21 protein-coding genes and 1 tRNA gene are annotated in these 26,459 nt (G+C 74.6%); 9 read left to right on the forward strand and 13 right to left on the reverse strand.

The annotated features are described in order from the left end of the window. Positions 1-165: 165 nt before the first annotated feature. Both PKC53_RS15710 and PKC53_RS15715 read right to left on the reverse strand, forming a co-directional pair. On the reverse strand, positions 166-1,545 hold the full coding sequence (locus PKC53_RS15710; protein ID WP_324430281.1) for a monooxygenase: 1,380 nt from the start codon (positions 1,543-1,545) through the stop codon (positions 166-168). Between the two features lie 41 nt (positions 1,546-1,586). Further along, a complete protein-coding gene (locus PKC53_RS15715) occupies positions 1,587-2,471 on the reverse strand; it encodes a nuclear transport factor 2 family protein (protein WP_324430283.1) in 885 nt (294 codons plus the stop codon). Between the two features lie 182 nt (positions 2,472-2,653). On the opposite strand from PKC53_RS15715, the gene PKC53_RS15720 reads away from it, so the two are divergent. Further along, complete coding sequence (locus tag PKC53_RS15720) at positions 2,654-6,043, forward strand: BTAD domain-containing putative transcriptional regulator (protein WP_324430285.1); 3,390 nt, start codon at positions 2,654-2,656, stop codon at positions 6,041-6,043. A 6-nt stretch (positions 6,044-6,049) separates the two neighbouring features. Here the strand turns inward: PKC53_RS15720 and PKC53_RS15725 are convergent, their stop codons facing one another. The 3 genes from PKC53_RS15725 to PKC53_RS15735 all read right to left on the reverse strand — a co-directional run bounded on the left by PKC53_RS15725 (position 6,050) and on the right by PKC53_RS15735 (position 8,956). Further along, the gene (locus PKC53_RS15725) at positions 6,050-6,259 is read right to left on the reverse strand and encodes a hypothetical protein (protein WP_324430287.1); all 210 of its coding nucleotides are present in this window, start codon (positions 6,257-6,259) and stop codon (positions 6,050-6,052) included. 347 nt (positions 6,260-6,606) lie between these two features. Then, positions 6,607-6,903: a GYD domain-containing protein gene (locus PKC53_RS15730; RefSeq protein WP_324430289.1), complete on the reverse strand. Its 297-nt coding sequence runs from the start codon at positions 6,901-6,903 to the stop codon at positions 6,607-6,609. Between the two features lie 154 nt (positions 6,904-7,057). Beyond that, positions 7,058-8,956 carry a SagB family peptide dehydrogenase gene (locus PKC53_RS15735; RefSeq protein ID WP_324430291.1) on the reverse strand — a complete coding sequence of 633 codons (1,899 nt, stop codon included), beginning with the start codon at positions 8,954-8,956 and terminating at the stop codon, positions 7,058-7,060. A 121-nt stretch (positions 8,957-9,077) separates the two neighbouring features. Between PKC53_RS15735 and PKC53_RS15740 the strand changes: the two genes are divergently transcribed. From PKC53_RS15740 to PKC53_RS15760, 5 genes are read left to right on the forward strand one after another with little or no spacing between them, the layout of a single operon-like run. Next, a complete protein-coding gene (locus PKC53_RS15740) occupies positions 9,078-10,052 on the forward strand; it encodes a thiamine pyrophosphate-dependent dehydrogenase E1 component subunit alpha (RefSeq protein WP_324430317.1) in 975 nt (324 codons plus the stop codon). 14 nt (positions 10,053-10,066) lie between these two features. Continuing rightward, on the forward strand, positions 10,067-11,014 hold the full coding sequence (locus PKC53_RS15745; RefSeq protein WP_324430319.1) for a transketolase C-terminal domain-containing protein: 948 nt from the start codon (positions 10,067-10,069) through the stop codon (positions 11,012-11,014). Positions 11,015-11,025: 11 nt separating this feature from the next. After that, positions 11,026-11,574: a TRAP transporter small permease gene (locus PKC53_RS15750; protein ID WP_324430293.1), complete on the forward strand. Its 549-nt coding sequence runs from the start codon at positions 11,026-11,028 to the stop codon at positions 11,572-11,574. Further along, entirely contained in the window at positions 11,571-12,869 is a 1,299-nt protein-coding gene (locus tag PKC53_RS15755; RefSeq protein WP_324430295.1) for a TRAP transporter large permease, read from the forward strand. Before PKC53_RS15750 ends, PKC53_RS15755 begins: the two co-directional genes overlap by 4 nt. Before the next feature lie 28 nt (positions 12,870-12,897). After that, positions 12,898-13,935: a DctP family TRAP transporter solute-binding subunit gene (locus PKC53_RS15760; RefSeq protein ID WP_324430297.1), complete on the forward strand. Its 1,038-nt coding sequence runs from the start codon at positions 12,898-12,900 to the stop codon at positions 13,933-13,935. Positions 13,936-14,001: 66 nt separating this feature from the next. On the opposite strand, the gene PKC53_RS15765 is transcribed toward PKC53_RS15760, so the two are convergent. Further along, complete coding sequence (locus PKC53_RS15765; protein ID WP_324430298.1) at positions 14,002-15,516, reverse strand: amidase family protein; 1,515 nt, start codon at positions 15,514-15,516, stop codon at positions 14,002-14,004. A 194-nt stretch (positions 15,517-15,710) separates the two neighbouring features. Here PKC53_RS15765 and PKC53_RS15770 point away from each other — a divergent pair, with 194 nt between their 5' ends. After that, positions 15,711-16,109 carry a hypothetical protein gene (locus PKC53_RS15770; protein WP_324430300.1) on the forward strand — a complete coding sequence of 133 codons (399 nt, stop codon included), beginning with the start codon at positions 15,711-15,713 and terminating at the stop codon, positions 16,107-16,109. A gap of 19 nt (positions 16,110-16,128) precedes the next feature. Here the strand turns inward: PKC53_RS15770 and PKC53_RS15775 are convergent, their stop codons facing one another. Beyond that, entirely contained in the window at positions 16,129-17,268 is a 1,140-nt protein-coding gene (locus tag PKC53_RS15775) for a cytochrome P450 (RefSeq protein ID WP_324430301.1), read from the reverse strand. Positions 17,269-17,424: 156 nt separating this feature from the next. Between PKC53_RS15775 and PKC53_RS15780 the strand changes: the two genes are divergently transcribed. After that, the gene (locus PKC53_RS15780; protein WP_324430303.1) at positions 17,425-17,895 is read left to right on the forward strand and encodes a tripartite tricarboxylate transporter substrate-binding protein; all 471 of its coding nucleotides are present in this window, start codon (positions 17,425-17,427) and stop codon (positions 17,893-17,895) included. Between the two features lie 161 nt (positions 17,896-18,056). Here the strand turns inward: PKC53_RS15780 and PKC53_RS15785 are convergent. From PKC53_RS15785 to PKC53_RS15810, 6 genes are all read right to left on the reverse strand, one after another. Beyond that, positions 18,057-18,133, reverse strand: a tRNA-Arg gene (locus tag PKC53_RS15785). A gap of 51 nt (positions 18,134-18,184) precedes the next feature. Beyond that, complete coding sequence (locus PKC53_RS15790; protein WP_324430305.1) at positions 18,185-19,429, reverse strand: heme biosynthesis HemY N-terminal domain-containing protein; 1,245 nt, start codon at positions 19,427-19,429, stop codon at positions 18,185-18,187. After that, positions 19,429-20,601 carry a uroporphyrinogen-III C-methyltransferase gene (locus tag PKC53_RS15795; protein ID WP_324430307.1) on the reverse strand — a complete coding sequence of 391 codons (1,173 nt, stop codon included), beginning with the start codon at positions 20,599-20,601 and terminating at the stop codon, positions 19,429-19,431. The genes PKC53_RS15790 and PKC53_RS15795 overlap by 1 nt, the downstream gene beginning before the upstream one ends. 44 nt (positions 20,602-20,645) lie before the next feature. Next, complete coding sequence (yaaA, locus tag PKC53_RS15800; RefSeq protein WP_324430309.1) at positions 20,646-21,428, reverse strand: peroxide stress protein YaaA; 783 nt, start codon at positions 21,426-21,428, stop codon at positions 20,646-20,648. 60 nt (positions 21,429-21,488) lie between these two features. Continuing rightward, positions 21,489-24,689, reverse strand: coding sequence for an error-prone DNA polymerase (locus PKC53_RS15805; protein ID WP_324430311.1), 3,201 nt, complete (start codon positions 24,687-24,689; stop codon positions 21,489-21,491). Between the two features lie 87 nt (positions 24,690-24,776). Further along, positions 24,777-25,805 (reverse strand): integron integrase, encoded by a 1,029-nt coding sequence (locus PKC53_RS15810; RefSeq protein WP_324430313.1) that lies wholly within the window; start codon positions 25,803-25,805, stop codon positions 24,777-24,779. A 228-nt stretch (positions 25,806-26,033) separates the two neighbouring features. Between PKC53_RS15810 and PKC53_RS15815 the strand changes: the two genes are divergently transcribed. Next, positions 26,034-26,336, forward strand: a complete 303-nt coding sequence (locus PKC53_RS15815) for a hypothetical protein (protein WP_324430315.1) — start codon at positions 26,034-26,036, stop codon at positions 26,334-26,336. The last annotated feature ends 123 nt before the right edge of the window (positions 26,337-26,459 follow it).

Below are 26,459 nucleotides of genomic sequence, written 5' to 3' on the forward strand. Positions count from 1 at the left end.
GCATCCTCGACTGTTCACACGGGCCGCGTCAATGCGGCCTTGAGGCCACGCTTACCAACGGGACCAGCCCAGCGCAACAGCGTCAACACGACAAGCTCACTCGCCAGGCCGTGCCCGGCACGACCGAATGGTTTCGCGCCGGGCGCGCGCGAGGTTGACACCAGCTCACGCGGCGGCAGAGGTGGTAGCCGCGGACCCTGCGCGGTCACCGCCACGCCAGACGCGCCACAGCAGGCGCGGCGCGAACAGCGTCTCGGGCCGCGCGAGCATGTGGACGACCTTGACGAAGGCGCTCGCGACCACGACGTCGTGCACCGCCACACGGTGCACGCGCGCCATATAGGCGTTGACGACGCGCACCGGCAGCGCACGCGGGCCCTGCACCACGGGCAGCGCGAGGTCGCCTCCGACGGCGATGCGCCACGGCGCGTCGACGACCTTCGCCGCCGCGGTGAAGAAGCGCCAGGACAAGCCGTGCGTGCCGGCGGCCAGCGCCGCGCGAAGAACCAGCGCCTCGCAAGCGGCCACCGTCATGCCCTGGCCGTAGATCGGGTTGAAGCTGGCCAGCGCGTCGCCCATCACCAGATAGCCCGTCGGGAACCGGCGCAGTCGTTCGTAGTGACGTCGCTGGCTGTGCGCAAACGCGTAGCGCATCGGTTCGCCGATCATCTCGCCCCGCTCGGCCAGCGCCGCGATCTCGGGGCTGCCGATCTGGCGCGCACGCTCGGCCATCGCCTCGCGGCTGACCGGCACATGGTCACCGGCGTAGCCGCCGACGCCCGCCACCCAGCGCTCGCGGCCCTCGGCATCGGGCTCCTGCGCGATCAGGATGCTCGGCCGCGGCAGCCTGGCCGTCGCGGCGCCGATGACGCAGGCCAGCGGTGGCTGCCCGGACAGGCGGCGGAAGTAGGCGCTCGTGTAGGCCAGACCGATTCGCACTCGCTCCTCGGGCGGTGCCTCGTAACCCCAGTCGCGCAGCCAGCCTGGAGTTCGTGAGCCGCGACCGCTGCAGTCGACGACGAGCGCGGTGGCCAGCGTCTGCGGCTGCGGCTCGGCGACGCCGGCGGCGTCGCGCGGCTGCCAGCGCAGACCCACGACGCGCCCGTCCTCGTGCACCGGCGCCAGCACGTCGACCGCGGTCATCATCCGCACGTTCGGCAGCGCGCGCACGCGGCGCCGCACTTCGGCCTCGATCGCCAGCCGGCTGGCCGCCAGCGCGCGCACGCCCAGCGTGACCCGCGCCAGGCGCTGGCCATTGGCGTCCAGCGCGACCTCGCTGCCCGCGTCGCCGGCGAGCGCCCCGTGCGCGATCAGCGCATCGGAGAAGCCGGGAAACAGGTCGTCGAGCACCTGCCGGCCGCGCGCCAGCAGGCCATGCGGCTGCACCGCCTGCGGCGTGCCCTTGCGCGGTGCGGCGCCGTCGGGCAGGTCGTCGCGCTCGAGCAGCACGACGTCGTCGAAGCGCTCGGCGAGGATGCGCGCCGCCAGCAGGCCGGCCATGCTGGCGCCGATCACCGCGGCACGACGGGGGCTGGGCGTGTTCATCGTGGTGCTCCTGGTCGGGGACGATGGGGATTCGGGGGGACTCAGGCCAAGGCTTCGACGCCGGCGCCGCACTCGCGGCAGACGCCGCGGGTGCCGTCGATGCGATTCATCGCGCCGCACGCACCGCAGCGGCGCAGGAATGAGCCCACGCGCACCGGCGCGTACACACTGGTCGTGCCGCCTTCGGCGATGCCGTCGCGGAAGAAGCGCTGCATCGCCTGAGCGTGCGTGCCGGCGCGCATCGCCGCCGACAGCGCCTCGTGGCTGGCCCACGCGCTGACGGTGGTCATGCGCCGTCCGGCGACCGACGCCGTGGCGCCGAGGAACGCCGGGTTGCCGAGCTGCTCGATCACGGTCTGCCGGCTCATCTCGCGGATCGACTGCACATGCTCGTCAGCTGCGGCGAGCAGCTCGGTGAGCGCGAGGACGCCCGGCCGTACCGGCTGCTCGCGGCGCACGACGATCGACGTGCCGAACGCAAACGGACCGATCCGGCGCGGCTGCACGACGACATCGAGCCCGAGCTGGCGCGGCACGACGGCCGAGTCGAAATACCCGCAAACGCTGCGGATGCCGTCGCCGCCGACGCGGATGACGTCGATGCCGGGCAGGCGCACCGCACGCCCGGTCGGCGGCAGGCCGTTGAACGGGCCGTGGTTGCGGCCAAGCATCGTCCACTCGGCGTGCACGGTGCCGCCGGCGACGCGGTGCACTTCGCCGAGCGCGAAGTCGAGGTCGGGCATCGCCGCCCAAAGTGCGCGCATGTAGCCGGCGAGCGCGTCGCCCGCGATCGGCCCGCCGGTCAGCGGGTCCTCGTACGTGCCGCCTGGGGCGAGGGTGGCGAGCACGGCGCCCGCGTCGCGCTGGCGCCAGCCGTCGAAGTAGCGCTGGCTGGTGGCGACGGGGTCGAAGGTGGCGTCGGTCATCGGGGTCCTCCATCGGGTCGGTCGGGGCGGCGCCGCTAGGCGGCGACGGCCCGGCGGCGCAGAATCGACGGCGCCGGGCCTGTCGCCACTGTCCGCGAAGGCCGTTAACGCGGCGCAAACCGAGCGTTGCGGCAGCGCTGCCGAGCGCTGCGGCGGGTTCGCCGGCACTTCGGGGGGCGCCGATGCGCGGTTTGCGCGTGCTGATGCTGGGGCAGGGCCGCATCGAGTTCGACGGCCAGCCGCTGACGCGACTGATGGCGCCGAAGCAGCAGGCCATCGTCTACCTGCTGGCGGCCGGCGACGAGCCGCTCGCGCGCGGCCGCGTCGCGACGCTGCTGTGGGGCGAGCACGACGACGCCGCGGCGCGCGCGAGCCTGCGCGTGGCGCTCACCCGGCTGCGCCGCTGGCTGCCCGGCATGCTCGACATCGACGACCGGCAGATCGGCTTCGCCACCGGCGCGCCGGTGGCCGTCGACTGGCGAGAGGTGCGCGCGGCGCTGCGCGCCGGCGCCGACGCACCGGCGCGCCTCGCGGCCGCCGAGGCCTGGCGCGGGCCGCTGCTCGACGGCCTCGACCTCGTCGCCGGCGACGCCTTCGAGCACTGGCTCGCCCTTGCGCGCCAGCATGCGCGCGACGACGCGGCCGCGCTGCGGCGCACGCTGCTGCAGCAGTCCGAAGCCGGCGGCGCGCTCGACGAGGCGGTCGAGCACGCGCGCGGTCTGCTCGAGATCGACGACGCCGACGAGCCGACCCACATGGCACTGATGCGCCTGCTCGCCGCGCGCGGGCAGCGCACCGCGGCGCTCGCGCAGTACGAGGCCTGCCGTGCCGCACTCGCCGAGCGGCTGGGTGCGAAACCGTCGGCGGCGTGTTACGCGCTGTACACGCGCATCCACGCCGAGGTCGAGCCGGCGGTCGCATCCCCGGCGGCGCTCGGCCAGGCCGGCAGTGCCTCGAACGCCCGGCCGGCACCCGCGGCCGTCGCCGCGACGCCGCCGGCCGTTGTCGCCCCCACGCTGCTCGGGCGCGACGCCGAGCTCGCGCTGCTCGGCGAGCGCTTGGCCGACCCCGAGTGTCGTTGGCTGACGATCACCGGCCCCGGCGGCGTCGGCAAGACGCGGCTGGCCGAGGCTGCGGCCGTGGCGTTCGGCCCGCGGTTCGCGCGCGGCACGCTGTGGTTCAGCGGTCGCGACGCGGGCGGCGTGCTGCATGACGCCGACACGCTCGCCCAGCGCGCCACCGAGCACCTCGGTGCCGACCGCGACGTGCCCCGCGCCCTGCTGGTCGTGCTCGACAATCTCGAGACGGTGCCCGACGCGCGCTCGTTCGCGGCGCGACTCGCCGTGCGCGTGCCCGGCGCCGTCGTGCTCGCAACGTCGCGCGTGCGCGTCGGGGCCGCACGCGAGTGGCTGCTCGAACTCGCGGGGCTGCCCGTGCGACGTGCCGCCGACGGCAGGACGGCGTCGCCGGCGGCGCAGCTCTTCACCGCCGCGCTGCGACGCCTCGACGCCGCCTTCGCCGACGGCATCGACGCCGAGACCGTCGAGCGCGTGTGCGCCGCCGTCGGTGGCCTGCCGCTCGCGCTCGAGATGGCAGCGCAGGCGGCGCACCGCGACGGCGTGGCCGCCGTCGCGGCGCGTCTCGACGCCGGCGCGCCGCTCGCCGACCCCGGCCGCGACCCGCACGACCGCCACCAAAGTCTGGATCTCGTGCTCGACGACTCGTGGGCGCGGCTCGACGCCGGGCTGCGCGAGGCGGCGCTGCGGCTCGCATGGCTGCCGGCCGAGATCGACGCCGCGCTCGCGCAAGCGGTCGGCGTCGACGAGGCGGCACGCGCGGCGCTGCGCGACCAGTCGTGGCTGCAACGCCCCGGCGCGTCACGGCTGGCGATGCACCCGTTGCAGCAGGCCTTCCTGCGCCGGCGTCCGGAAGCGGCGGCGCTCGCGGCTCAGGTGCACGCCGCAGCCGTCGCCGAGCTGCGGCGCGTGCTGCCCGCGGTCGAGCCGTTCGGTGACCTGCGGCCGGCCGACGCCGCGTGCGCCGCCGCCATCGCCGCGAGCGCGCTCGGCGCCGCACCGATGCTGGCCGACGCGGTCGCACACCTGGTCGCCGAGGCGGCGCCCGACGCGTGTGCGGACACGGTCGACCGCATCGTCGCGCTGCTTGCCGCGGTCGACCGCCAGGCCGAGGCGGCCGCGCTGCTCGACGTGGCAGCTGCGCGGCCCGATCTCGAGGTCTGGCGTGTCGCCGGCTGGACCCTGCGCCGCGGCGAGCTGCTCAACGGCGCCGGCACCTCCGCGGCGGCGCAGTACGCCTACGCGCAGGCGATGCGCCTTCTCGGCCTCGGCGACTTCGACGCCGACGCCGCGCCGCGCGCCGGGCTGCCGCAGGCCGTGGCGCGCGTGTGGCGTGCGCAGGGGTTTCCGCCGCCGTCGCACCCGGCGCGCGTGCCGTTCGTGCACCTGCTGCTGCGCGGGCTCGTCTTCTTCGGCGCGATGCTGATGTTCACCCCGCAGCCCCAGCCGATGGTGCGCGCCGCGCTGCTCGCCGACGCGCTCGCTCGCGGCCAGGGCGGGCGCGCCGAACGCGCCGTGTCGCGCCTGATCAACGCGTGGGGCGCTTCGCTGTTCGGCCACGCCCGCGTCGCCGGCTGGCTCGCCGCGACGGCGGCGCGACGCCCGCCGCTGGCGGCGAACCCGCGGCTGGACCTGTCGGCATCGCACGGCCACGCCGCGCTGCGGTTGGCGCTGGGCCACTGGGCCGGGCTCGCGGCCGACGTCGACGCCGTCGCCGATCGCTGGCAAGCGATCCACGCCACGCGATACGAGATGGAAGCACGGTCGCTGGCGGCCAAGCTCGCTTTCTACGAGGGGCGGCTGCACGAGGCCTGGCGCCGCTTCGATCAGCTCAGCGAAGCGGCGCTGAGGCGCCCTGGCGACGCCTGGCGTGCCTGGGGGCCCCTCGGCCAGGCCGAGGTGGCGCTGTGCCTCGGCGAGGCGCCGCTGACCGACGTGCAGCGGCTGTACGACCGCGCCGCGCGGCTGATGACGGAGATGGAGAACATCGACGCCGCTTACACGCTGCGCCGGCTGGGCCTCGCGGCGCGGCTCGCGTGGCAACGCGGCGAAGCGGCGCCGGCGCGCGACGCCGTGTTCGCCGGCGCTTGCGCGGCGGCGCGCATACGCCGCTGTGGCTTCTGGGCCCACGAGGGCTTCGCCGCGCTCGGGGACACGCTGCTCGCGCTGCGCCGGCACGAGCGCGAGCGCGGCGGCGCGCTGCCGCCGCTGGACGAGGCGTGGCGAGAGCTCCAGCGCGCGCTGGCCGCCCACGTGCGCCGCTTTCCACCGGCGGCGGCGCTGGCGTGGCGTCTGCACGGCCGATGCGCCGCCGACGACGGCCGCACCGACGCCGCCGAGCGCGCGCTGCGCCGCGCGGTGCATGCGGCCGAACGGCAAGGCTTGCGCGTCGAACTCGCGCGCAGCTGCGAGGCGCTGGCGGCCGGCGGCGCACGTGCCGAGTGGGGCGCGCGCGCCGGAAGGCTGTGGGACGACCTGCGCGATGCGCGCGGCTGAGGGCGGTCAAGGTGCGATCGTCGCGGCCGCGGCGAGGAAGTCACCGTCGCCGAAGCAGAACTCGTCGGCGGACTCGACTTGCCGCAGCGCGCCCGCGGCAACGACGGTGACCGACCGGTCCGTCCGGCCTTCGACGACCGACCTGGCGTGGACTTCGGTGAGGTCGCCGCGCCTGCCGTGCCTCGTCCACACCCACTTGGTGAGCGCCTCGCCCACGGGGCAGGTGCGGCGACGACATGCCGGCGGTCAGGGCGTGCAGCGGCACGTGCGTGACCACACTCGAATCGCCGGGCTTCGCGCTCGAGCGTGTCCGCGCGCTTCGCGGCCCCCCAGCGTAGACCCCTTGGCCACGCAGGTCAGTCTGCAACAACCGCAGCGCGTCGTATCAGCACGACCCGCGCTCGGCCTGGAGTGAAGCGAGGTGGTTCGAGTCGCCTGGGGCTTGGTGACTTTCCCGAGCGAGGAACAGGTCCGGGGAACGACTTCGATCCGCGCGGGCCGGAACACACGCGGGTGCGGCCTTTTCGCGTTCGTGCGAACCACTCTGGCGGCCTGCCCGCGGCTCAGCTGCCGATGCGCGAGATGATGGCCTGCATCTCGTCGCGCGAGAACGCGCGCAGCGTCTGCGTGCGCACGTTGCCCTGCATGCCGATGGCCAGCCCGAACGCGGTCATCGTCGCGTCGTCGGGCGCCTCGAAGCGGCACACGATGTCGTAGCCGCCCAGCGTCCACTGGATGTCGGTCATCGTCACGCCGGCCTTGCGCGCCGCGGCGGCGACGGCCTCGGCGCGGTGCACGGTCTCCTTGACGTTGCGGATGCCCTGGTCGGTGAAGTTGCACAGCGCGATGTAGCTCGCCATGAGCGTCTCCTGGCTGCGGGGCCGCACGCGGGGCCGCGTCGCTGTCACGGGCCCCGTGGCGTCGGCGGCGCGCGGGCGCCGGCGCGGGCCCGCCCGACCAAGAATAGGCGCCGCGCAGCCGCGCCGCCACTTCGTTCGTGGGCCGCGGCGCCGTTCAGGCCGGCACGCCCAGCGCCACCAGGTGCACGACCGACTCGCGCGGCGCGTCGACGCCGGCCAGCGCGGCGATCTCGTCGTCATAGAAGGCACCGACGCCGCACATGCCCAGCCCGAGCGCACCGCCGTGCAGGTACGCGCGCTCGCCGACCAAGCCGGCCTCGACGAAGGCGAGCCGCCAGCCGCGCGCCGCCCCGGCGGTCTCGTCCGCCCAGACGTGCCGGTCGATCGACAGCACCAGCACCGCGGCGGCGTCGCCGATCACGTCCTGGCCCAGCGCGGCGGCGCGCGCGCGCTCGTGCAGCGCGGCACGCGGCGCGGTGCGCCGCACGAGCACGTGCGCTGCTGCGCGATAGCGCCACGACGCCGCCGGCAGCGACTCGACCGCGTGCGCGAGCACGTCGATGCGCACCGCGCCCGACAGCAGCGCCGGCACGCTGGCGCAGCCGGCGAGCAAGCTCGACAGCGTGTGCAGCGGCAGCGCGTCGCGCCGGTAACGACGCACCGAGCGCCGGCGCGCGATCGCCGCCAGCGCGTCGGGCGCGGGCGCCTCGGGCGCCGGCAACGCGCGCGTCTCGGCGCCTTCGCGGTCGTGATCGCGTGCGTGGACGCCCCGAGATGCGCTCGCCGCTGGCGCCGCCGGCGGCACGTCGCGCCGCAGCGAGGTCGCCCGGTGCACCGCGGCGGTCAGCGCCGGCAGCGCGGCGGCCGACGCCGCGTCGGCCAGCGGCGGCACGCGCCAGCCGATGCCGGGGGCGACGCCGTGCGCCGGCGCGTCGGCGCGACGCAGCACCGCCAGCGCCAGCACGCCCTCGTCGGACTCGTCGACGCCGATCATCGCGGCCAGGCCGGCCTCGTCGAAGTGCCGCGGCAGCTCGATGCGCACGCCGAGCGCGTGGGCTGCGGCGCGCAGGTTCTCGAGCACGTGGCCGAGGTCGGCGAGCACGTAGCGGTAGGTGCGGTCGCGGTACTTGTGCCCGCTGCGCGCGAACACCGCGGTGGCCACGACCAGCGCCGCGACGCCCCCGGCAGCGTCGGCGTCGAGACCGGCGGCGGCGAAGTCGGCCATGGCGCCGTCACGCAGCCGCTCGAGCGCGTGCGACGACGCGTCGTGGTGCCACACCGCAGGCGGCACGCCGGGCCAGTCGCGCACGACGACGTACAGCTCGGTGGCGAACAGCGCGCCGGCCGACGGTGCGCAGCGCAGGTGCAGCGTGCCGCGCCGCTCGCTGACGCCGGCGGCGTGCCACAGCAGCGCGCCGAGGGTGCGCGCGTCGAACGCCGCGGCCTCGGTGCGGCCCGGCGCGGGCAGCGTCAGCGGCGACGCCCGGGCGCCGCGCTTGAACGCCGGCGGCGCGGCGCCCCAGTCGCCGGCGGTGCGGCGCAAGGCCGCGGTGCGCGAGTGCGCCGAGTGGCGGTGGTACGCATCGACCACTGCGAGCGCGGCATCGGCGTTGGCGCCGGCATGCGCCGACACGCGCAGTTCGGTGCTGCCGTGCCGCAGCCCGACGACGTAGCCCGCCGCGGCGGCGAGCATCGCGCCGGCCCAGGCCAGCCACCCGCGCCGCGACGGTCGCGCCGGTGCGCCGGCCTGCGTCGACGCGCCACGCCGGCGCGTGAGCACGCGCCAGACCACCGGAAGGTTGAAAGCCAGGTGCAGGGCCAGCAGCGCCACCGTGGCGTAGCCGAACAGGTAGTGCCAGTCGAACACCGGCAGCTGCTGGTTCGCGACCCAGAAGATGCCCAGCGCCGCGGTGGCGGCGACGTAGGCCAGCAGCAGCAGGCTGACGCCGACGTTGAGCCCGGCGCGCGACGGCGTGCGCCGGCGCAGCCACTGCACCGCGAGCACGGCGACGGCGATCAACAGCGGCAGCGCGACCCACCACGGCTTGGGCATGGCGGCGAGCTTATGCCGGCGCACGCGCCCCGCCTACAATCCGCCGCTTTTCCGACCCGGGCTGGAGACAGGAGCAGCGTTGACCGACGATCACCAGCGGCTGGCGGCGCTGTACCGCACGATGGTGCGCATCCGCCGCTTCGAGAACGCCGCCGAAGCCGCCAGCCAGGGCGGCGTCAGCGCCTACGGGAAGTCCGCCGACGGCAGCGCCAAGGTGCGCGGGCCGCTGCACCTGTCCACCGGGCAGGAGGCGGTGCCGGCCGGCGTGTGCGCACACCTGCGGCGCGACGACTACCTCACCTCCACGCACCGCGGCCACGGCCACACGCTGGCCAAGGGCGCCGACATGGGCCGCATGATGGCCGAGCTGTTCGGCAAGGCCACCGGCTTCAACGGCGGCAAGGGCGGCTCGATGCACATCGCCGACTTCTCGGTGGGCATGCTCGGCGCCAACGGCGTCGTCGCCGCCGGACTGCCGATCGCGGTGGGCGCCGCGCACGCACAGAAGCTGCAGCGCCGCGACGCGATCACCGCCTGCTTCTTCGGCGACGGCGCGATCAACCGCGGGCCCTTCCTCGAGGCGCTGAACTGGGCGCGCGTGTTCGCGCTGCCGGTGCTCTTCGTCTGCGAGGACAACCGCTGGAGCGCCACCACCGCCAGCGGCCCGATGACCGCCGGCGAAGGCGCCGGCGCGCGCGCCGCGGCGCTGGGCATCGTCGCCGAGCAGGTCGACGGCAACGACGTGGTCGCGGTGCACGCCGCCGCCGGCCGCCTCGTCGATGCGGTGCGTCGCGGCGCCGGGCCGCGCCTGCTGCACGCCGTCACCTACCGCGTCAAGGGGCACGTGTCGGTCGACCCGGCGCCCTACCGCGACCCGGCCGAGGTGGCCGCGGCGCTGCGGCGCGACCCCGTCGCCCGCGCCCGCGCGGCGTACCTGGCGCTGCCCGGCGCGCAGGCGGCCGCGCTGGACGCCATCGACGCCGAGGCCGACGCCGAGGTGGCCGCCGCGCTGGCCGCCGCCGAGGCCGCACCGTGGCCCGACGCGTCGGCCGCGTTCACCGACGTGCAGACCACCGGCGCGGGGGTGTGGACGTGAGCGCGACGGTGACGATGAGCTACGCCGAGGCGGCGGTGGCGGCGTTGGCGCACGAGATGGAAGCCGACCCGGCCGTGGTCGTGCTCGGCGAGGACGTCGGCCGCGGCGGCATTTTCGGCCAGTACAAGGGGCTGCAGGCGCGCTTCGGCGCGCAGCGCGTGATCGACACGCCGATCAGCGAGGCCGCGATCCTGGGCGCCGGCGTGGGCATGGCGCTCGCCGGGCTGCGCCCGGTGGTCGAGATGCGCGTCGTCGACTTCGCGCTGTGCGGCATGGACGAGCTGGTCAACCAGGCCGCGAAGAACCGCTTCATGTTCGGCGGCCAGGGCCGCGTGCCGATGGTGATGCGCATGCCCACCGGCATCTGGGACGCGTCGGCGGCGCAGCACTCGCAGAGCCTCGAGGCCTGGTTCGCGCACCTGCCGGGCGTGGTCGTCGTCGCGCCGGCGACCCCGCAGGACAACCACGCGATGCTGCGCGCCGCGCTGGCCTGCGGCGACCCGGTCGTCTACCTCGAGCACAAGACGCTGTGGGGCGCGACCGGCGAGGTCGACCCGTCGCAGCCGGCCACGCTGGGCCGCGCGCGCGTGCTGCGCGCCGGCCGCGACCTGACGCTGGTCAGCTGGAGCCGCCAGTTGCGGGCCTGCGCCGACGCCTGCGACACGCTGGCTGCCGAAGGCATCGAGGTGGAGCTGATCGACCTGGCGACGATCTGGCCCTGGGACCGCGAGACGGTGCTGCAGTCGTGCGCGCGCACCGGCCGGCTGCTCGTCGTGCACGAGGCGGTGCAAGCCGCCGGGTTCGGCGCCGAGATCGCCGCCACCGCCGCCGAGGCCGTCGGCTGCAGGGTCCGGCGCCTCGGCGCGCCGCGCATCCCGGTGGGCTACGCGCCGGTGCTCGAGGCGCAGTCGCGCATCGGCGCCGCCGACGTCACCGCCGCGGCGCGCGCCGCGCTGGCCTGACCGCACCGCCCATGTCGTCGCCGAGCGAGACCCCCGACCCCGCCAGCCCCGACGCCCGGGTGGCCGTGCCGCTGAAGATCGAGGACTGGTTGACCGTCGTCGTGATGGGCGCGCTGGCGCTGATCACCTTCGCCAACGTGCTGGTGCGCTACTTCACCAACCAGTCGTTCGCGTGGACCGAGGAGATCTCGATCTTCCTGATGATCGTGCTGGCGCTGGTGGCCGGATCGGCGGCGGTGGCGCGCAACCGGCACATCCGCATCGAAGCTTTCGCCGAGGGCGGCGACGCGGCGCGGCGGCGCCGTCTGGCGCGCTTCGGCGCGCTGATGGTGGCACTGCTGTTCGCGCTGATGGCGGTGCTCAGCGCGCGGCTGGTGTGGGACCACGTGCGCTGGAACGAGACCTCGCCGGGCATCGGCGTGCCGCAGTGGTGGTACTCGATCTGGCTGCCGGTGCTCAGCGTGGCCATCGCCGCCCGCGCGCTGGGGCTGTTCGTGCGCGCCGGCCGCGCACCGCGCGCCGAAGCCGGGACGCGGCCGACCCCGGAGCCGCCGCGGTGATCGGGGCGCTGCTGTTCGCCGCCTTCGTCGCGCTGATGCTCGTCGGCGTGCCGATCGGCGCCGCGCTGGGGCTGGCCGGCGCGGCGGCGATCGCGCTGGCCAACGCCGAGACGCAGTGGTTCGGCCTGATGGCGGTGCCGCAGAACTTCTACGCCGGGCTGGGCAAGTACCCGCTGCTGGCGATCCCGATGTTCGTGCTCGTCGGCACCATCTTCGAGCGCTCGGGCGTCGCGCTGCGGCTGGTGAACTTCGCCACCGCGATCGTCGGGCGGGGGCCCGGCATGCTGCCGCTGGTGGCCATTGCGGTGGCGATGTTCCTGGGCGGCATCTCGGGCTCGGGACCGGCCACCGCGGCCGCGGTGGGCGGCGTGATGATCGCCGCGATGGCGCGCGCCGGCTACCCGGCGCCCTACTCGGCCAGCGTCGTCGGCGCCGCGGCGGCCACCGACATCCTGATCCCGCCGTCGATCGCCTTCATCGTGTACTCGGTGCTGGTGCCCGCGGCGTCGGTGCCGGCGCTGTTCGCCGCCGGCATGGTGCCCGGCGTGCTGGTCGGGCTGGCGCTGATCGTGCCGGCGGTGTGGCTGGCCCGCCGGCACGGCATGGGCCGGCTCGAGGCGCAACTGCCGCGCCCGCCGTTCTGGGCCAGCCTGCGCGACGCCAGCTGGGGCCTGTTCGCGCCGGTGCTGATCCTGGGCGGCATGCGCCTGGGCTGGTTCACGCCCACCGAGGCCGCCGTCGTGGCGGTGTTCTACGGCCTGTTCGTCGGCATGGTGGTGCACCGCACGCTGCGCTGGCGCGACCTGTTCGCCGTCCTGCGCGACGCCGGCGAGCTGTCGGCGGTGATCCTGATCGTCGTCGCGCTGGCCGGCATCTTCGCGTACTCGCTGTCGACGCTGGGCCTGATCGACCCGGTCACGCGCGCGATCGTGTCCTCGGGCCTGGGCGAGTACGGCGTGCTCGCGCTGCTGGTGCTGCTGCTGGTGGCGGTGGGCATGGTGCTCGACGGCGTGTCGATCTTCCTGATCTTCGTGCCGCTGCTGATCCCCGTGGCCACCGCGTACCAGTGGGACCCGGTGTGGTTCGGCGTGCTGCTCACGCTGATGGTCGCGGTCGGCCAGGTGACGCCGCCGATCGCGGTGAACCTGATGGTGTCGTGCCGAATCGCCGGCGTGCGCATCGAGGACACCCTGCGCTGGGTCTGGTGGCTGGTGGCTTCGCTGCTGGCCGTGCTGCTGCTGGTGATCGCCTTCCCCGGGCTCGCGCTGTGGTTGCCGCGCGCGCTCGGCTATTGAACCTTCCCGCAACCCGAGGAGACCGACGATGCTCAAGCGTTCCTTCCTGAAGACCACCCTGGCCGCCGCCGCGCTGGCCGCCGCCGGCGTCGCGCACGCGCAAGCGCCGCTGCCGCCCGGCTACAAGGCCGAGTACAAGATGTCTCTGGTGGTGCCGCCGTCGTTTCCCTGGGGCAAGGGCGGCGAGATCTGGGCCAACCTGGTGAAGGAGCGCACCCAGGGGCGCATCAACATCAAGCTCTACCCCGGCGTGTCGCTGGTGCAGGGCGACCAAACGCGCGAGTTCACCGCGATCCGCCAGGGCGTGATCGACATGGCCATCGGCTCGACGATCAACTGGTCGCCGCAGATCAAGGAACTGAACCTGTTCTCGATGCCGTTCCTGATGCCCGACTACAAGGCCATCGACGCGCTGACGCAGGGCGAGGTCGGCAAGCAGATCTTCGCCATCGTCGACAAGGCGGGCGCGCTGCCGCTGGCCTGGGGCGAAAACGGCTACCGCGAGCTGACCAACTCGAAGCGCGCGGTGCGCACGCCCGACGACCTGAAGGGGCTGAAGATCCGCATCGTCGGCTCGCCGCTGTTCATCGACACCTTCACCGCGCTCGGCGCGAACCCGACGCAGATGAGCTGGGCCGACGCGCAGCCGGCGTTCGCCAGCGGCGCCGTCGACGGGCAGGAGAACCCGATGTCGATCTTCACCGCGGCCAAGCTGCACAACGTCGGGCAGAAGCACGTCACGATGTGGGGCTACGTCGCCGACCCGCTGATCTTCGTCGTCAACAAGGAGGTCTGGGCCAGCTGGACCCCGGCCGACCAGCAGATCGTGCGCCAGGCGGCGATCGACGCCGGCAAGGAGCAGATCGCGATCGCGCGCAAGGGCCTGGACGAAGCCGACAAGCCGCTGCTCAAGGAGATCGCGGCCCTGGGCGTGACGGTCACGCAGCTCACGCCGGCCGAGCGCGAGGCCTTCGTCAAGGCCACCCGCCCGGTGTACGACAAGTGGAAGGCGCAGATCGGCGCCGGCCTGGTCGAGGCGGCCGAGAAGGCCATCGCCGCACGCTGAAGCGGCAGCGCAGCGCGTGCCGAGGGCCTCCCGCGGGGGCCCTGGTCGTTGCTGCGCCCGCCGTGCCTACACTGGCGCGGCGAACGCCCGGCTGCCCGCGATGCCCTGCGGCACCGGCGGGTGCGTGACGATGGACTTCAGTTCGGGGCGCGGCGTGCGCAGTGGGTGCAGGTCGGGCACGGCACGCGCGGTGGCCGCATCGGCGGCCAGCACGCGCTCGAGCGCTTGCGCCTGCGCCAGCAGTTCGGCGTCGCCGCGCAGCCGGCCGATCAGCTGCAGGCCGAACGGCAGCCCCTGCTCGTCGCGGCCGCTGGGCAGCGACAGCGCCGGGTGCGCCGACAGCGTGACGCCGTAACACGGCGCCAGCCAGCGGTAGTAGTTGGCCATGCGCCGGCCGTCGACGACCTCGGCGTACAGCTCGGTCCACGGGAACGGCGACACCGGCAGCACCGGCGCGACGATCAGGTCGACGCGCTCGAGCGCCTGCGCGAAGCCGCGGGCGATGCGCGTCTGCGCCGCGTGCGCCTTCGCGCGGTCGGTCATCGTGACCGACCGCGCCAGCTCGAGGTTGGCGCGCACGTTCGGGCCCAGCAGCGCCGGGTCGGCGTCGGCGAAGCCGGCGAGGAAGGCCTCGGCGCGCGCCACGTCGAACGCGAAGTCGGCGTCGGCCATGTCCACCGACACCGGTTCGACCGACGCGACGTGCGGCGCGATCGCGGCCAGGCGCGCGCGCAGCACGCGGCGGATCGCCGGGTCGACGGCGGCGAAGCCGAAGTCCTCGCTGAAGCCGACGCGCAGCCGCGCCGCGTCGACCTCGCGCAGCGGCCAGAACGACGCCGCGTGCGCGTCGAACGACAGCGGGTCGTGGCGGTCGAGGCCGACGCAGGCCGACAGCATCAGCGCCGCGTCGGCGACGGTGCGCGCCATCGGCCCGAGCACCGGCAACGGCGACCAGCCCAGCGCTCGCGCGCGGTTGGCCACCAGCCCCGGGCTGGTGCGCAGCCCGACCACGCCGCACCAGGCCGCCGGGATGCGCAGCGAGCCGCCGGTGTCCGACCCGGTGGCCAGCGGCAGCATGCCGGTGGCCAGCGCCGCGGCGCTGCCACCCGACGAGCCGCCGGCGTTGAGCCGCGGGTCGAACGGATTGCCGGTGGCGCCCCACACCGCGTTGCGCGTGTTGGCGCCGGCGCCGAGGTCGGGCGTGTTGGTCTTGCAGGCGACGATCGCGCCGGCCGCGCGCAGCCGCTCGACCAGCCCGTGGTCCTGTGCCGGCACGTGGCCACGCATCGCGACGTTGCCGCAGGTGGTCAGCAAGCCGGCGGTGTCGAGCAGGTCCTTCACTCCCAGCGGCAGGCCGTGCAGCGGCCCCAGCGCGTCGCCGTGCATCACCGCGGCCTCGGCATCGCGCGCCGCGGCCAGCGCGCGGTCGAAGTCGGTGGCGCACACCGCGTTGACGCCCGGGTTCAGGGCCTCGATGCGTGCGATGCACGCGCGCATCAGCGCCACCGGCGACAGCGCGCGGCGGCCGATCAGCCGTCGCATCTCGACGGCGCTCAGGTCCAGGATCTCGTCGGGGTTCATCGCATCGCGCAGCGCGCGCCCCGCGGCGCGCGGCGTGGGCCGGGGCGCGGGCACTCTACCGCAGCGCAGGTCGCCGATGCCCGCGGCGCCTCGCGTCGTGGCACCATCGCGACCGGGGCCACAGGGAGGAGCGGGCCATCGTCGAAGCCGGCACACGCCGCACCCACCGCCGACACCGCCGGCGTCGCCTGCGCGTGCGCGAGTACCTGTGGCCTGCGCTGCTCGTGTCGATCGCCGTCGGCATCGTCGGCGGCGCGGTGCTGGCCACGCTGGCGCCGCAGTCCGAGCCACCGGCGCCGATCGAGCCGCTGGCGCCCACGCCCGGCCGGCTGCTGAGCGACGGCGAGAACGACGCGATGGTGATGGCCGGCAGCGTGCGCCACGCCGGCGCCGAGGTGCGGGCCGAGGTGGAGTACATCCGCGGGCGCACCGGGCGCACGACGGTGGCCGTGCGCGGCTGCCCGCACGGCGGCGTGGTGCTCGACACCGGCACCGGCGACACGATGACCTGGCGCGCCGGTGCGACCGACCTGCCGGCGCAGATCGCCCAGGCCGCGTGCAGCGTGCCCGACGACGAGTCGCACCGCCCCTGATCCGCCGCCGCGCGGCCCGTCAGCGCAACCGCACCGGCACGTGGCGCCAGCCGCCGAGCGGGTACGACTCGCGCACCGGCGCGGCGGCGGGCTCGATGCGCGACGTCGCGCCCAGCAACGCCTCGGCGGCCACCACGAGCTCCAGCGTGGCCAGCGGCCGGCCCGGGCAGACGTGGATGCCGTGGCCGTAGACCAGGTTGTGCGGCGCGTTGGCCTCGGGGCGGTAGGCGTCGGGGTCGCCGAACACCGCCTCGTCGCGGTTGGCCGAGGTCCAGTTCAGGTACACGCGCGTGCCCGGCGCGAGGTCGAACCCGGCCACCCGCGTGACCACCGTCGTGACGCGCCGGTTGACGAGGAACGGGTCGTCGATGCGCAGCATCTCGTCGATCGCCGCGGGCAGGCCCGCGGGACGCGCGCGCAGGTCGGCCTGCACCTGCGGGTGGGTGGCGAGGAAGTGCACGACGACGCCGAGCGCGGCGGCCATCGACCCGAGGTCGCCGGCGGTCCAGTTGCGCAGGATCGACACGATGTCGGCGTCGGGCAGCGTGCGGCCGTCGACCTCGACCGCGAGCAGTTCGCTCGTCGGGTCGTCGCTGGCCGCGTGGCCGGCCGCGCGCCGACGCCGCACCTGCGCAAGCACGAGGTCGTCGAAGGCGGCGGCCACCGCGGCCGTGCGGCTGCGGTCGGCCGAACGCGTGGCCGCGTGGTTGTCGGCCATCCACGCGAGCAACTGGTCCTCGATGCCCTGCCAGCCGAGCCAGTCGGCCTGCGCGCGCACGGCGAACGGGTAGCCGATGCCGGTGACCGCGTCGACCGTCGCGCCGCGCGGCAGCGCGCCGACGACCTGGCCGGCGATCGCGCGCAGGCGCGGCTCCAGCGCGGCCAGGCGCTCGCGGGTGAAGAAGCGCTCGACGATCGCGCGCAGCGCCGTGTGTTCGGGCGGGTCGAGCGAATTGGGCACGCTGCGGTGCGCCGACACGCGCGACGAAAACGTCGCCGGGTCCGCGGCCGCGGCGACGACGTCGGCATGACGGAACAGCGTGACCCCGCGCGGCGATTCGGCCAGCGGGCATGCGGCGCGCATGCGGTCGTACGCCGCGCGCTGGTCGGCGAGCACCGGATCGGACAAGGGGTCCCACGGAGGGATCGGTGCGCTCATCGGGGGCATCTTCGCACGCCGCGGTGGCGCACCGGTGGACCCGATGCAAGCCGCCCGGGGGTCGCGTACGCGCCCGCAGATGCGGCGCGGCCGTCGCCTTCGCTGCCGCTGCCGCTGCCGCTGCCGCTGCCGCTACGCTCGCGCGACTTCACGTACGTGGTCAACCTGACCCGCCACAAGTTCGGCCTCGTCGTGCCGGCCAGCGCGCCGTGGCAAACGCTGCGCGACTTCGTCGAGGATGCGAAGAAGAACTCCGGCAAGATCGACTACGGTTCCACCGGCACCGGCACCACGCCGCACCTGGCCGTCGAGGAGTTCGCGGCCAAGGCGGGCATCAAGCTGACGCACGTGCCGTTCAAGGGCAGCGCCGACCTGATCCAGGCGATCCTGGGCGGCCACATCATGGTCGCCAGCGACTCCACCGGCTGGGCGCCGCACGTGGCAGCGGGCAAGCTGCGGCTGCTCGCCACCTACGGCAGCAAGCGCACGACCAGGTGGCCCGGCGGGCCTGGACCCGGCCGTGGTCAAGGTGCTGCACGACGCGTTCCGCAAGGCGCTCGACGACGCGAGGGTGCGCGAGATCCTCGAGCGCTTCGACATGCCCGCCATCTGCATGAACTCCGATGAGTACGCGCGCTTCGCGCGCCGCAGGCGGGAGTCCGAGCGCGCGCTGGTCGGGCGGCTGGGTCTCGCGGGTTCGATGTAGCGCGTGAAACCCGGGCCGGGCCGTCGGCAGCCCGCAAGGACGAACGGGTCAGCTTCTCACGAAGCTGACCCGTCGCTTTGACTGGCGCGGCTGGCAGGATTCGAACCCACGACCCCTTGGTTCGTAGCCAAGTACTCTATCCAACTGAGCTACAGCCGCTGAGCCGCGCAGTATAGCAGTTCGACGGCCGTGTTCGAGCCGCCGGCGGGCTCAGTCGATCGCCGCGGCGGCCGCCTCGCAGGCGGCGGCGCGTGCTTCGTCGCCCTGCTCGCGCGCCAGCCGCGCCAGCGTGCGCCAGGCGTGGCGACGCGCCGCGCCGGCCAGCGTCTGCGACCTCGCCGCCTGCTCCAGCGGCTGGCGCGCCTTGCCCCACAGCTGCCGGTCGGCAAAGGCCGCGCCGACCGCCGCCACCACCGCCGGCTCGTTCGGATGCGCGTCCAGGGCGACTTCGAGCCGCGGCAGCCAGTCGCTGCCGATGCCGTCGACGGCGTGCAGCAGCGCCAGCGCCGCCTGCTCGCGTTCGTCGACGCCCAGTTCACCCAGGCGCTCCCACAGCGGGCGCAGCCAGCCGCGCGCCAGCGCCGCGTCGCCCAGCGCCGCCGCGCGGCGCGCGGCGCGCGAGGCGACCACGGCGTCCTGCTGGTCGGCGCTGTCGAGCTGTTGCCAGGCGCGCTGCAGCTGGTCGAGGTCGTGCGTGTCGTCGAGCGCCTGCGTCGCCAGCGAACGCAGCAGCCCACGCGCGGCCTGCGTCGAGAAGCCCTGGTGCTTGGACAGCAGGCGCGCGGTGCGCAGCGCCTCGAGCGACTGCCCCGCCAGGCGCTGCGCCTGCAGCCGCAGCCGCAGCGCCTGCGTGCGCCGCGCGACGCCGGGCGGCAGCTCGGCGAGCAGGTCCAGCGCCGCCTGCGCGTCGCGGTCGTCGACCGCCCACTCGGCGGCCAGCAGGTGCACGCCGTCGTCGCCGGTGCCCGGGGCGCCGGGGCGGCGCAGCGCGCGTGCACGCTGCATCTGCTCGTCGCGCTGCCGGCGGTCCTGCAGGCGGTGCAGGCTGATCGCCGACAGCAGGTGCGCGAGCACCTGCAGGTCGCGGTCGGCGCGGCCGTGCGGGCGCGCCTGGTCGATGCCCAGCGCGCGCTGGGCGGCCTTGTGCGAGCGCGTGTAGCGCGCGCCCAGCAGCTCGCCCAGCGCCTCGCGCAGCGCGCCCTGCGCGGCGCGCTCGTGGCGCAGCGCGCGCCACTCGCGCGCGCGCGCCGGCAGGCTCAGCAGCGAGCCCAGCGCGTGCGCCACCGTCACCAGCAGCACGCACAGCGCGAGCAGCGAGAACACGAACAGGTTCAGCGACAGCTCGACGCGCCAGCCGCCCCAGTACACGCTGACGATGCCGTCGTTGCGTCCGAGCGTGACCGCGGCCACCACCGCCGCAGTGAACAGCAGCACCAGCCAGACGACGGCGCGCATCAGCGGGCCGCGGCCGCGAGCGCCGCCAGCGTCTCGTCGGGGCGCGGCAGCTCGACGTCGCGCGACTGCTGCGCCACCTGGCGCAGCGTCTCGCGCGCGGCCTGCACACGGCGCGACTGGGGGTCGAAGTGGCGCTCGATCAGCGCCTGGGCGGCGCGCAGGTCGGCCTGCGCGAGCTCGAACTGGCGCGCCAGCAGCGACAGCCTGGCGCTCAACAACCGCAGCTTGACCTGCTCGCGCATGAAGAACGCCTGCTCGGGCGTCAGCAGCATCGGGTCGACGTCGTCGATGCGCGTGACGCGCAGCAGCGTCCTCACCTCGGTCCACACGCGCAGCGCGAAGTCGCGCGTCGCCGCGGGCCAGGCGCTGAACCAGCCGTCGGCGCCCGACGCGGCGGCCACCGGAGCGCTCGCGGCCGGTGCCTGCGCGACGCCGGCGGGTGCGCTCGCCGCCGGCGTCGGCGGCACGGCGGCCGGGCTGCGCGTCACGCTGCGGCGCGGCTCGACCAGCGCCAGCATCGGCAGCTCGTCGACCTGGCGCAGCACCTCGTCCAGGCGCAGCGACAGCGCGTCGACGTCGGCCATGCGCGCCGCGCCCAGGCGCTCGAGGTCGCGCGCCAGCGCGCGCCGCACGCGCTCGACGCGAGGCTGCTTCAGCGCGGCGAGCCGCTCGTCGGCCTGCTTCAGCGCCGCGCCCAGCGGCTCGGCGCTGCCGAGCATCGCCGCATGGCGCGCCGCCAGGCGCAGCGCGGCCTCGACGTCGGCGAGCACGTTGTCGTCACGCGAGCGCGACAGCGACTGCACCAGTTCGTCGACCTGCGTGCGCTGCACCGCCACCTCGGCGACACGGGCATCGACCAGCGCCACGCGCGCCGCCGCGTCGCGCGCCGCGTCCTGGGCCTGCTGCGCCAGCAGCCGCGCCTCGGTCGCCGCGGTGTCGACGCCCTGCTGCCGGCGCACCAGTTCCTGCTCGAGCGACTGCAGCCGCTGCTGCGTCTGCCAGGCCAGGTACAGCGCGCCGGCGGCCACCAGCACGGCCAGCACGATCGCCACCCACAGTGCCGCGGGCGCCGTGCGGTGGACCGTGGCGGGCGCCGTCGCCGTCGCCGACACCGTCGCAGCCGCTGCCGGCGCCGAGGCCCGCGGCTCGGGCGAAACTTCGTTGGGGTTCACGTTGTGGGCATTCTATGCAGCCGGCGGCGCGCCGCCGGCGCGCTTCAGCCCGCGCGGCGGCGGAACACCAGCCGGTCGCGCGACGACGCCGCGCGGTCGAACGCGTAGCCGTCGCGGTCGAAGCGCTGCAGCGCCTGCGGCGTGTCGATGCGACGCTCGATCGCGAAGCGCGCCATCATGCCGCGCGCGCGCTTGGCGAACAGGCCGACCACCTTGTAGGGCCCGCCGCTCGAGTCCTCGAACACGCAGTCGACGACGCGCGCCTTCAGCGCCGGGCGTAGCGCGGCCTTCGCGTACTCCTGCGACGCGAGGTTGACGACCACCGGCGCCGCGGCGCCGCGCAGCCTTCGGTCCAGGTACTGCGCCAGCGTGTCGCCCCAGAAACCGTACAGGTCCCCGGCGGCGTCGGTGTGCAGCCGCGTGCCCATCTCGAGCCGGTACGGCTGCATCAGGTCGAGCGGGCGCAGCGCGCCGTACAGCCCCGACAGGATCACCAGGTGCTGCTGTGCCCAGTCCAGGTCGTCGGTGCGCAGCGTCCTCGCGTCGAGCCCGGCGTAGACGTCGCCGTCGAAGGCCAGCAGCGCGGGCTTGCTGTTGCGCCGCGTGAAGGTCCTGCGCCACGCGGCGTAGCGCGCGACGTTGAGCTGCGCCAGCGGGTCCGACAGCGACATCAGCGACGCCACCTGCGCCGGCGTCTTCGTGCGCAGCACGTCGATCAGCGCCGCCGAACGCGCGACGAACTGCGGCCGTGTCGCGCGCGCCAGCACCTCGTCGGGCACCGGGGCGTCGTAGTCGAGCCGCTTCGCGGGGGACAGCAGGTACAGCATGGCGGCGATTGTCGCCGAGCGCCCCGCGCGCCAGGCGCGGCGCCGAGGCCGCTGCCGAGGTCAGCGGAAGTCGCGGCTGCGCGCCGCCAGCCCGGCCAGCAGCGCCGAGTGGTCGACCAGCTTCTTCGCCACCAGGTGCATCACCTCGCCTTCCCTCTGCCACACGCCGTAGACGGTGAGCAGCGACGCCGCCAGCAGCGGCCGGCGCTGCTGCTCGACGACGGCGGGCCAGACGATGACGTTGACCGCGCCGGTCTCGTCCTCGAGCGTCACGAACACCACGCCCTTGGCCGTCTCGGGGCGCTGGCGGTGCGTGACCAGCCCGCTGGCGCGCGCCAGCTGCCCGTGGCGAAAGCCGCGCAGCGCCGCCGCCGGCTGCACGCGAAACGCCGCCAGCCGCTCGCGCAGCAGCGCCAGCGGGTGCGCGTGCAGGCTCAGGCCGAGCGCGCGGTAGTCGGCGAACACGGTGTCGACCACGTCCGGTGCCGGCAGCGCCGCCGGCGCCTCGTGCGTGCGCGTCGCGGCGAGCAGCCGGGTGGCGCGCGTGTCGACGCCGGCCACCGCCCAGGCGGCGTCGCGGCGATGGTCGGCCAGCGTCTTCAGCGCGTCGGCGCGCGCCAGCAGGCCCAGCGCGTGCGCGTCGAGCGCGGCGCGGCGCGCCAGGTCCTCGACGCCGGCGAACGGCGCGTCGGTGCGTGCGGCCACGATGCGCTGCGCCGCGTCCTCGGCCAGCCCGGTGATGCGGCTCAAGCCCAGGCGCACCGCACGCAGCCCCGGGCCCTCGCCTTCCAGCGTGGTGTCCCAGGCGCTGACCGCGGCGTCCGCCGGCAGCACCCGCACGCCGTGCTCGCGCGCGTCGCGCACCAGCTGCGCCGGCGCGTAGAAGCCCATCGGCTGGCTGTTGAGCAGCGCGGCGAGGAACGCATCGGGGTGGTGGCACTTGATCCACGCGCTGACGTAGACGAGCAGCGCGAAGCTGGCCGCGTGGCTCTCCGGGAAGCCGTATTCGCCGAAGCCCTCGATCTGGCGGAAGATCGCCTCGGCCCAGTCGCGCGTGTAGCCCTTGGCCACCATGCGGCCCACCAGCCGCTCGTGGAACGGGCCCAGCCCGCCCTTGCGCTTCCACGCCGCCATCGCGCGGCGCAGCTGGTCGGCCTCGCCGGGCGTGAAGTCGGCGGCCAGGATCGCCAGCTGCATCACCTGCTCCTGGAAGATCGGCACGCCCAGCGTGCGCTCGAGCGCCCGCTTCACCTCGTCGCTGGGGTAGGTCACCGGCTCGTCGCCGCAGCGCCGGCGCAGGTACGGGTGCACCATGCCGCCCTGGATCGGCCCCGGGCGCACGATGGCGACCTCGATCACCAGGTCGTAGAAGTTGCGCGGCCTCAGGCGCGGCAGCATGCTCATCTGCGCGCGGCTTTCGACCTGGAAGGTGCCCACGCTGTCGCCGCGGCCGAGCATGTCGTACACCGCCGCGTCCTCGGCCGGCACGTCCTGCATGCGCAACTCGGGCCACCCCCGCTTGTGCGCGACGAGGCCCAGCGCGCGGCGGATGGCGCTGAGCATGCCCAGCGCCAGCAGGTCGACCTTGATCAGGCCCAGCGCGTCGAGGTCGTCCTTGTCCCACTGGATCACGCTGCGGCCTTCCATGGCCGCGTTCTCCACCGGCACCAGCCGCGCCAGGTCGTCGCGCGCGATGACGAAGCCGCCCGGGTGCTGGCTGAGGTGGCGCGGAAACCCCACCAGCGCGCGCGTGAGCTCGGCCCACAGGCGGCACAGCGGCGCGTCGGGGTCGAAGCCGTGCTCGCGCAGGCGTTCGGCGTCGACGCCGCGCCCGTCCCACCACTGCTGGGCCTTGGCCACCGCGTCGATGCGGTCGGGGTCGATGCCCAGCGCGCGGCCCACGTCGCGCAGCGCGCTGCGCGGGCGGTAGCTGATGACCACCGCGGTCAGCGCCGCGCGATGCCGCCCGTACTTGCGGTAGACGTGCTGGATGACCTCCTCGCGGCGCTGGTGCTCGAAGTCGATGTCGATGTCGGGCGGCTCGTTGCGCTCGGCGCTGATGAAACGCTCGAACAGCAGGCTCATGCGCGCCGGGTCGACCTCGGTCACGCCCAGCGCGTAGCACACCGCCGAGTTGGCCGCGCTGCCGCGCCCCTGGCACAGGATGCCCTGGGCCCGCGCCCACTGCACCAGGTCGGCCACGGTGAGGAAGTACGGCTCGTAGCGCAGCTGCGCGATCAGCGCCAGCTCGTGTTCGACCTGCGCGCGCACCCTGGGCGGCGTGCCCTGCGCGAAGCGCCGCGCCAGGCCCTGCTCGGTGAGCGTGCGCAGCCACGTCGCCGGCGTGTACCCGGCGGGCACGATTTCGTCGGGGTACTCGTAGCGCAGCTCGTCGAGCGAGAACGCGCAGCGCGCGGCCAGCGCCACCGAGGCGGCCAGCCACTCGGGCGCGTACAGCGCCGCCAGCCGATGGCGCGGACGCAGGTGCTGCTCGGCGTTGGGCGTCAGCGCGAAGCCGCACTGCGCCAGCGGGCGCTTGAGCCGCGTGGCGGTGAGCACGTCCTGCAGCGGCTTGCGCGAGCGCGCGTGCATCAGCACGTCGCCGGTGGCCACCACCGGCAGGCCGGCGAGCGCGGCCACGCGCTGCACCGTGTCGGCCAGCCACTCGTCGCACGCGTGCAGCAGCAGCGGCAGCGCCAGCGCGGCGCGGCCCCCGGCGCGCGCGCCGGTGCGGCCCTCGCCGGCGCCGGTCGGCCCCTCGGCCGCGCCGAACCAGGTCTTGAGCCACATCGCGTGCGCGAACACCGTCTCGAACGGCTGCGCGGCGTCGGGCACCAACAGCGCCAGGCAGTCGGGCAGGCCGGCGAGCATCGGCGCCGCGGGGGCCTTGCCTTCCACGTCGCTGCGCAGCGCCAGGTACCGGCCCTTGGCCGCGCGCCGCCGCGCCAGCGTGACCCACTGCGCCAGGTGGCCGTAGCCGCGGCGCGTCTGCGCCAGCAGCACCAGGCGCATGTCGGGCGTGTCGGCCGCGGCCCGCTCGTGCGCCGTCACGCGCATCTCGGTGCCGACGATCAGGTGCAGGCCGACGCGCTTGGCCTCGGCGTGCGCGCGCACCACGCCCGCCAGCGAGCACTCGTCGGTGATCGCCAGCGCCGCGTAGCCCAGCGCGTGCGCGCGCTGCACCAGCTCTTCGGGGTGCGAGGCGCCGGTGAGGAAAGTGAAGTTGCTGCGGCAGTGCAGCTCGGCGTAGGCGGGGAGCATGGAAGACGAGGCAGCGCGGACATCACGGCCACACGGGGGCAGCCCCGCCCGACCCGGCCGATGGCCCGACGCGCACGAGGGCCAGCCTCAATGCATGGCGAACGTCGAGGCCGCCGCCCCACCGCTCGCCGCCAGCACATCGAGCGGGCTGCGCGTACCGCCCGCGGCAACCTTCAGCACGTGCGTGTAGATCATGGTCGTGCTCACGTCGCTGTGGCCGAGCAACTCCTGCACGGTGCGGATGTCGGTGCCCGACTGCAGCAGGTGGGTGGCGAAGCTGTGGCGCAGCGTGTGCGGCGTGGCCGGGCGGTCGATGCCGGCGGCGTGCACGGCGTGCGCGAAGGCGCGCTGGAAGGTCTGGTCGAACAGGTGGTGGCGCCGCTGCACACCGGTGCGCGGGCACACCGAGTGGGCCGCCTGCGGGAAGACCCAGAACCACGCCCACGACGCGCCGGCGCGCGGGTACTTGCGCTCGAGCGCGTCGGGCATCTGCACGCCGCCGCGGCCGGCGCGGGCGTCGGCCTGCCACAGCGTGCGGGCCTGCCGCAGCTGTTCGCGCAGGCCGGGCGCCAGCGCCGCTGGCAGCATCACGGCACGGTCCTTGCCGCCCTTGCCCTGGCGCACGACGATCGCACCGCGGTCGAAGTCGAGATCCTTGACGCGCAGCTGCAGCGCTTCGGTGATGCGCATGCCGGTGCCGTAGAGCAGCTGCGCCAGCACGCGGTGCGTGCCCTCGAGCCGCGCCAGCACTGCGCCCACCTCGGGCGGCGACAGCACCGCGGGCAGCCGTGGCTTGCGCTGCGGGCGGCCGATGTCCTGCATCCACGGCAACTGCTGGCCGAGCACCTGGTGGTACAGGAACAGGATGGCCGACAGCGCCTGCCGGTGCGTGGCGACCGACACGCTGCGCTCGCTGGACAGCCAGGTCAGGAACGCTTCGACCTCGACCCGCCCCATCTGGCGCGGGTGCCGCATGCGGTGAAAGCGCACGAAGGCGCGCACCCAGTGAACGTAGGCCTGCTCGGTCCGTAAGCTGTAATGCAGGTAGCGCACACGTTCGCGCACCACGTCGAGCAGGCGCGGGGCGACGGCGGGCACGGCGCAGGGGGCAGACATCGCACGCATGGAGGTATGTGTTTTTATACAGCTTTTTCACTGTCGATGGCAAGACCCTGGTCGAGCCGTACGCGTCGCAGCGCGGCCTCGCACGACCCCAGCCAGGCGTATCCGGTTACGCTACATGTCAGCCGTAAACGGTTACGCCTGACAGCGTTCCGCTCCAGATCACGTTAGGCGGCACAGGGGGGGCGACCCGTCGTTGTCGCGCAGAAGTCTGCTGAATTCATGAACGCATCCCCGTCGCTAGAAATGGTCCTCAACCTCGCAACAGAAGGCGGTCGTGTTTGTCCGCAGCCGAGCGAGTGGAATGACTTCTTCAATGTGTTGGGTGGGAAGCGAGATCAAGCAGGCCGGTGGCAGCCGTCGCCGCCCTTGATACTGGCTGCTTGGTGGGACACACCGGAATGGATGAAGAGGGAGCGCCTGCGCGAGCAACTGCAATGGGCTGAAACGAATGGTCGCCTTCAAGCCGCGTACGAGTTCCTTGCTGGCCTATCCGAGGGCGACTGGTACCACGAAGGTGAATGAACAGTACGTACCTACGCAGTTGCAGGAGCAAAGAATGTGCTGGTTGCTTGGTTTGGCGTGAAAGTGCCGCCTAACCCCTTAGAGGGACTTCCCTTCCTGTCAAGCGGTATTCGCATTTGACGG

Source organism: Azohydromonas sp. (genome assembly GCF_035325925.1).
Taxonomy (GTDB): domain Bacteria; phylum Pseudomonadota; class Gammaproteobacteria; order Burkholderiales; family Burkholderiaceae_C; genus Calidifontimicrobium.

What these genes read in the sequence shown, in the direction of transcription:
- PKC53_RS15710 (WP_324430281.1), bottom strand. Translation starts at nt 1,545, where the DNA reads ATGAACACGCCCAGCCCCCGTCGTGCCGCGGTGATCGGCGCCAGCATG.
- PKC53_RS15715 (WP_324430283.1), bottom strand. Translation starts at nt 2,471, where the DNA reads ATGACCGACGCCACCTTCGACCCCGTCGCCACCAGCCAGCGCTACTTC.
- PKC53_RS15720 (WP_324430285.1), top strand. Translation starts at nt 2,654, where the DNA reads ATGCGCGGTTTGCGCGTGCTGATGCTGGGGCAGGGCCGCATCGAGTTC.
- PKC53_RS15730 (WP_324430289.1), bottom strand. Translation starts at nt 6,903, where the DNA reads ATGGCGAGCTACATCGCGCTGTGCAACTTCACCGACCAGGGCATCCGC.
- PKC53_RS15735 (WP_324430291.1), bottom strand. Translation starts at nt 8,956, where the DNA reads ATGCCCAAGCCGTGGTGGGTCGCGCTGCCGCTGTTGATCGCCGTCGCC.
- PKC53_RS15740 (WP_324430317.1), top strand. Translation starts at nt 9,078, where the DNA reads ATGGTGCGCATCCGCCGCTTCGAGAACGCCGCCGAAGCCGCCAGCCAG.
- PKC53_RS15745 (WP_324430319.1), top strand. Translation starts at nt 10,067, where the DNA reads ATGAGCTACGCCGAGGCGGCGGTGGCGGCGTTGGCGCACGAGATGGAA.
- PKC53_RS15750 (WP_324430293.1), top strand. Translation starts at nt 11,026, where the DNA reads ATGTCGTCGCCGAGCGAGACCCCCGACCCCGCCAGCCCCGACGCCCGG.
- PKC53_RS15760 (WP_324430297.1), top strand. Translation starts at nt 12,898, where the DNA reads ATGCTCAAGCGTTCCTTCCTGAAGACCACCCTGGCCGCCGCCGCGCTG.
- PKC53_RS15765 (WP_324430298.1), bottom strand. Translation starts at nt 15,516, where the DNA reads ATGAACCCCGACGAGATCCTGGACCTGAGCGCCGTCGAGATGCGACGG.
- PKC53_RS15775 (WP_324430301.1), bottom strand. Translation starts at nt 17,268, where the DNA reads ATGAGCGCACCGATCCCTCCGTGGGACCCCTTGTCCGATCCGGTGCTC.
- PKC53_RS15790 (WP_324430305.1), bottom strand. Translation starts at nt 19,429, where the DNA reads ATGCGCGCCGTCGTCTGGCTGGTGCTGCTGTTCACTGCGGCGGTGGTG.
- yaaA (WP_324430309.1), bottom strand. Translation starts at nt 21,428, where the DNA reads ATGCTGTACCTGCTGTCCCCCGCGAAGCGGCTCGACTACGACGCCCCG.
- PKC53_RS15805 (WP_324430311.1), bottom strand. Translation starts at nt 24,689, where the DNA reads ATGCTCCCCGCCTACGCCGAGCTGCACTGCCGCAGCAACTTCACTTTC.
- PKC53_RS15810 (WP_324430313.1), bottom strand. Translation starts at nt 25,805, where the DNA reads ATGTCTGCCCCCTGCGCCGTGCCCGCCGTCGCCCCGCGCCTGCTCGAC.
- PKC53_RS15815 (WP_324430315.1), top strand. Translation starts at nt 26,034, where the DNA reads ATGAACGCATCCCCGTCGCTAGAAATGGTCCTCAACCTCGCAACAGAA.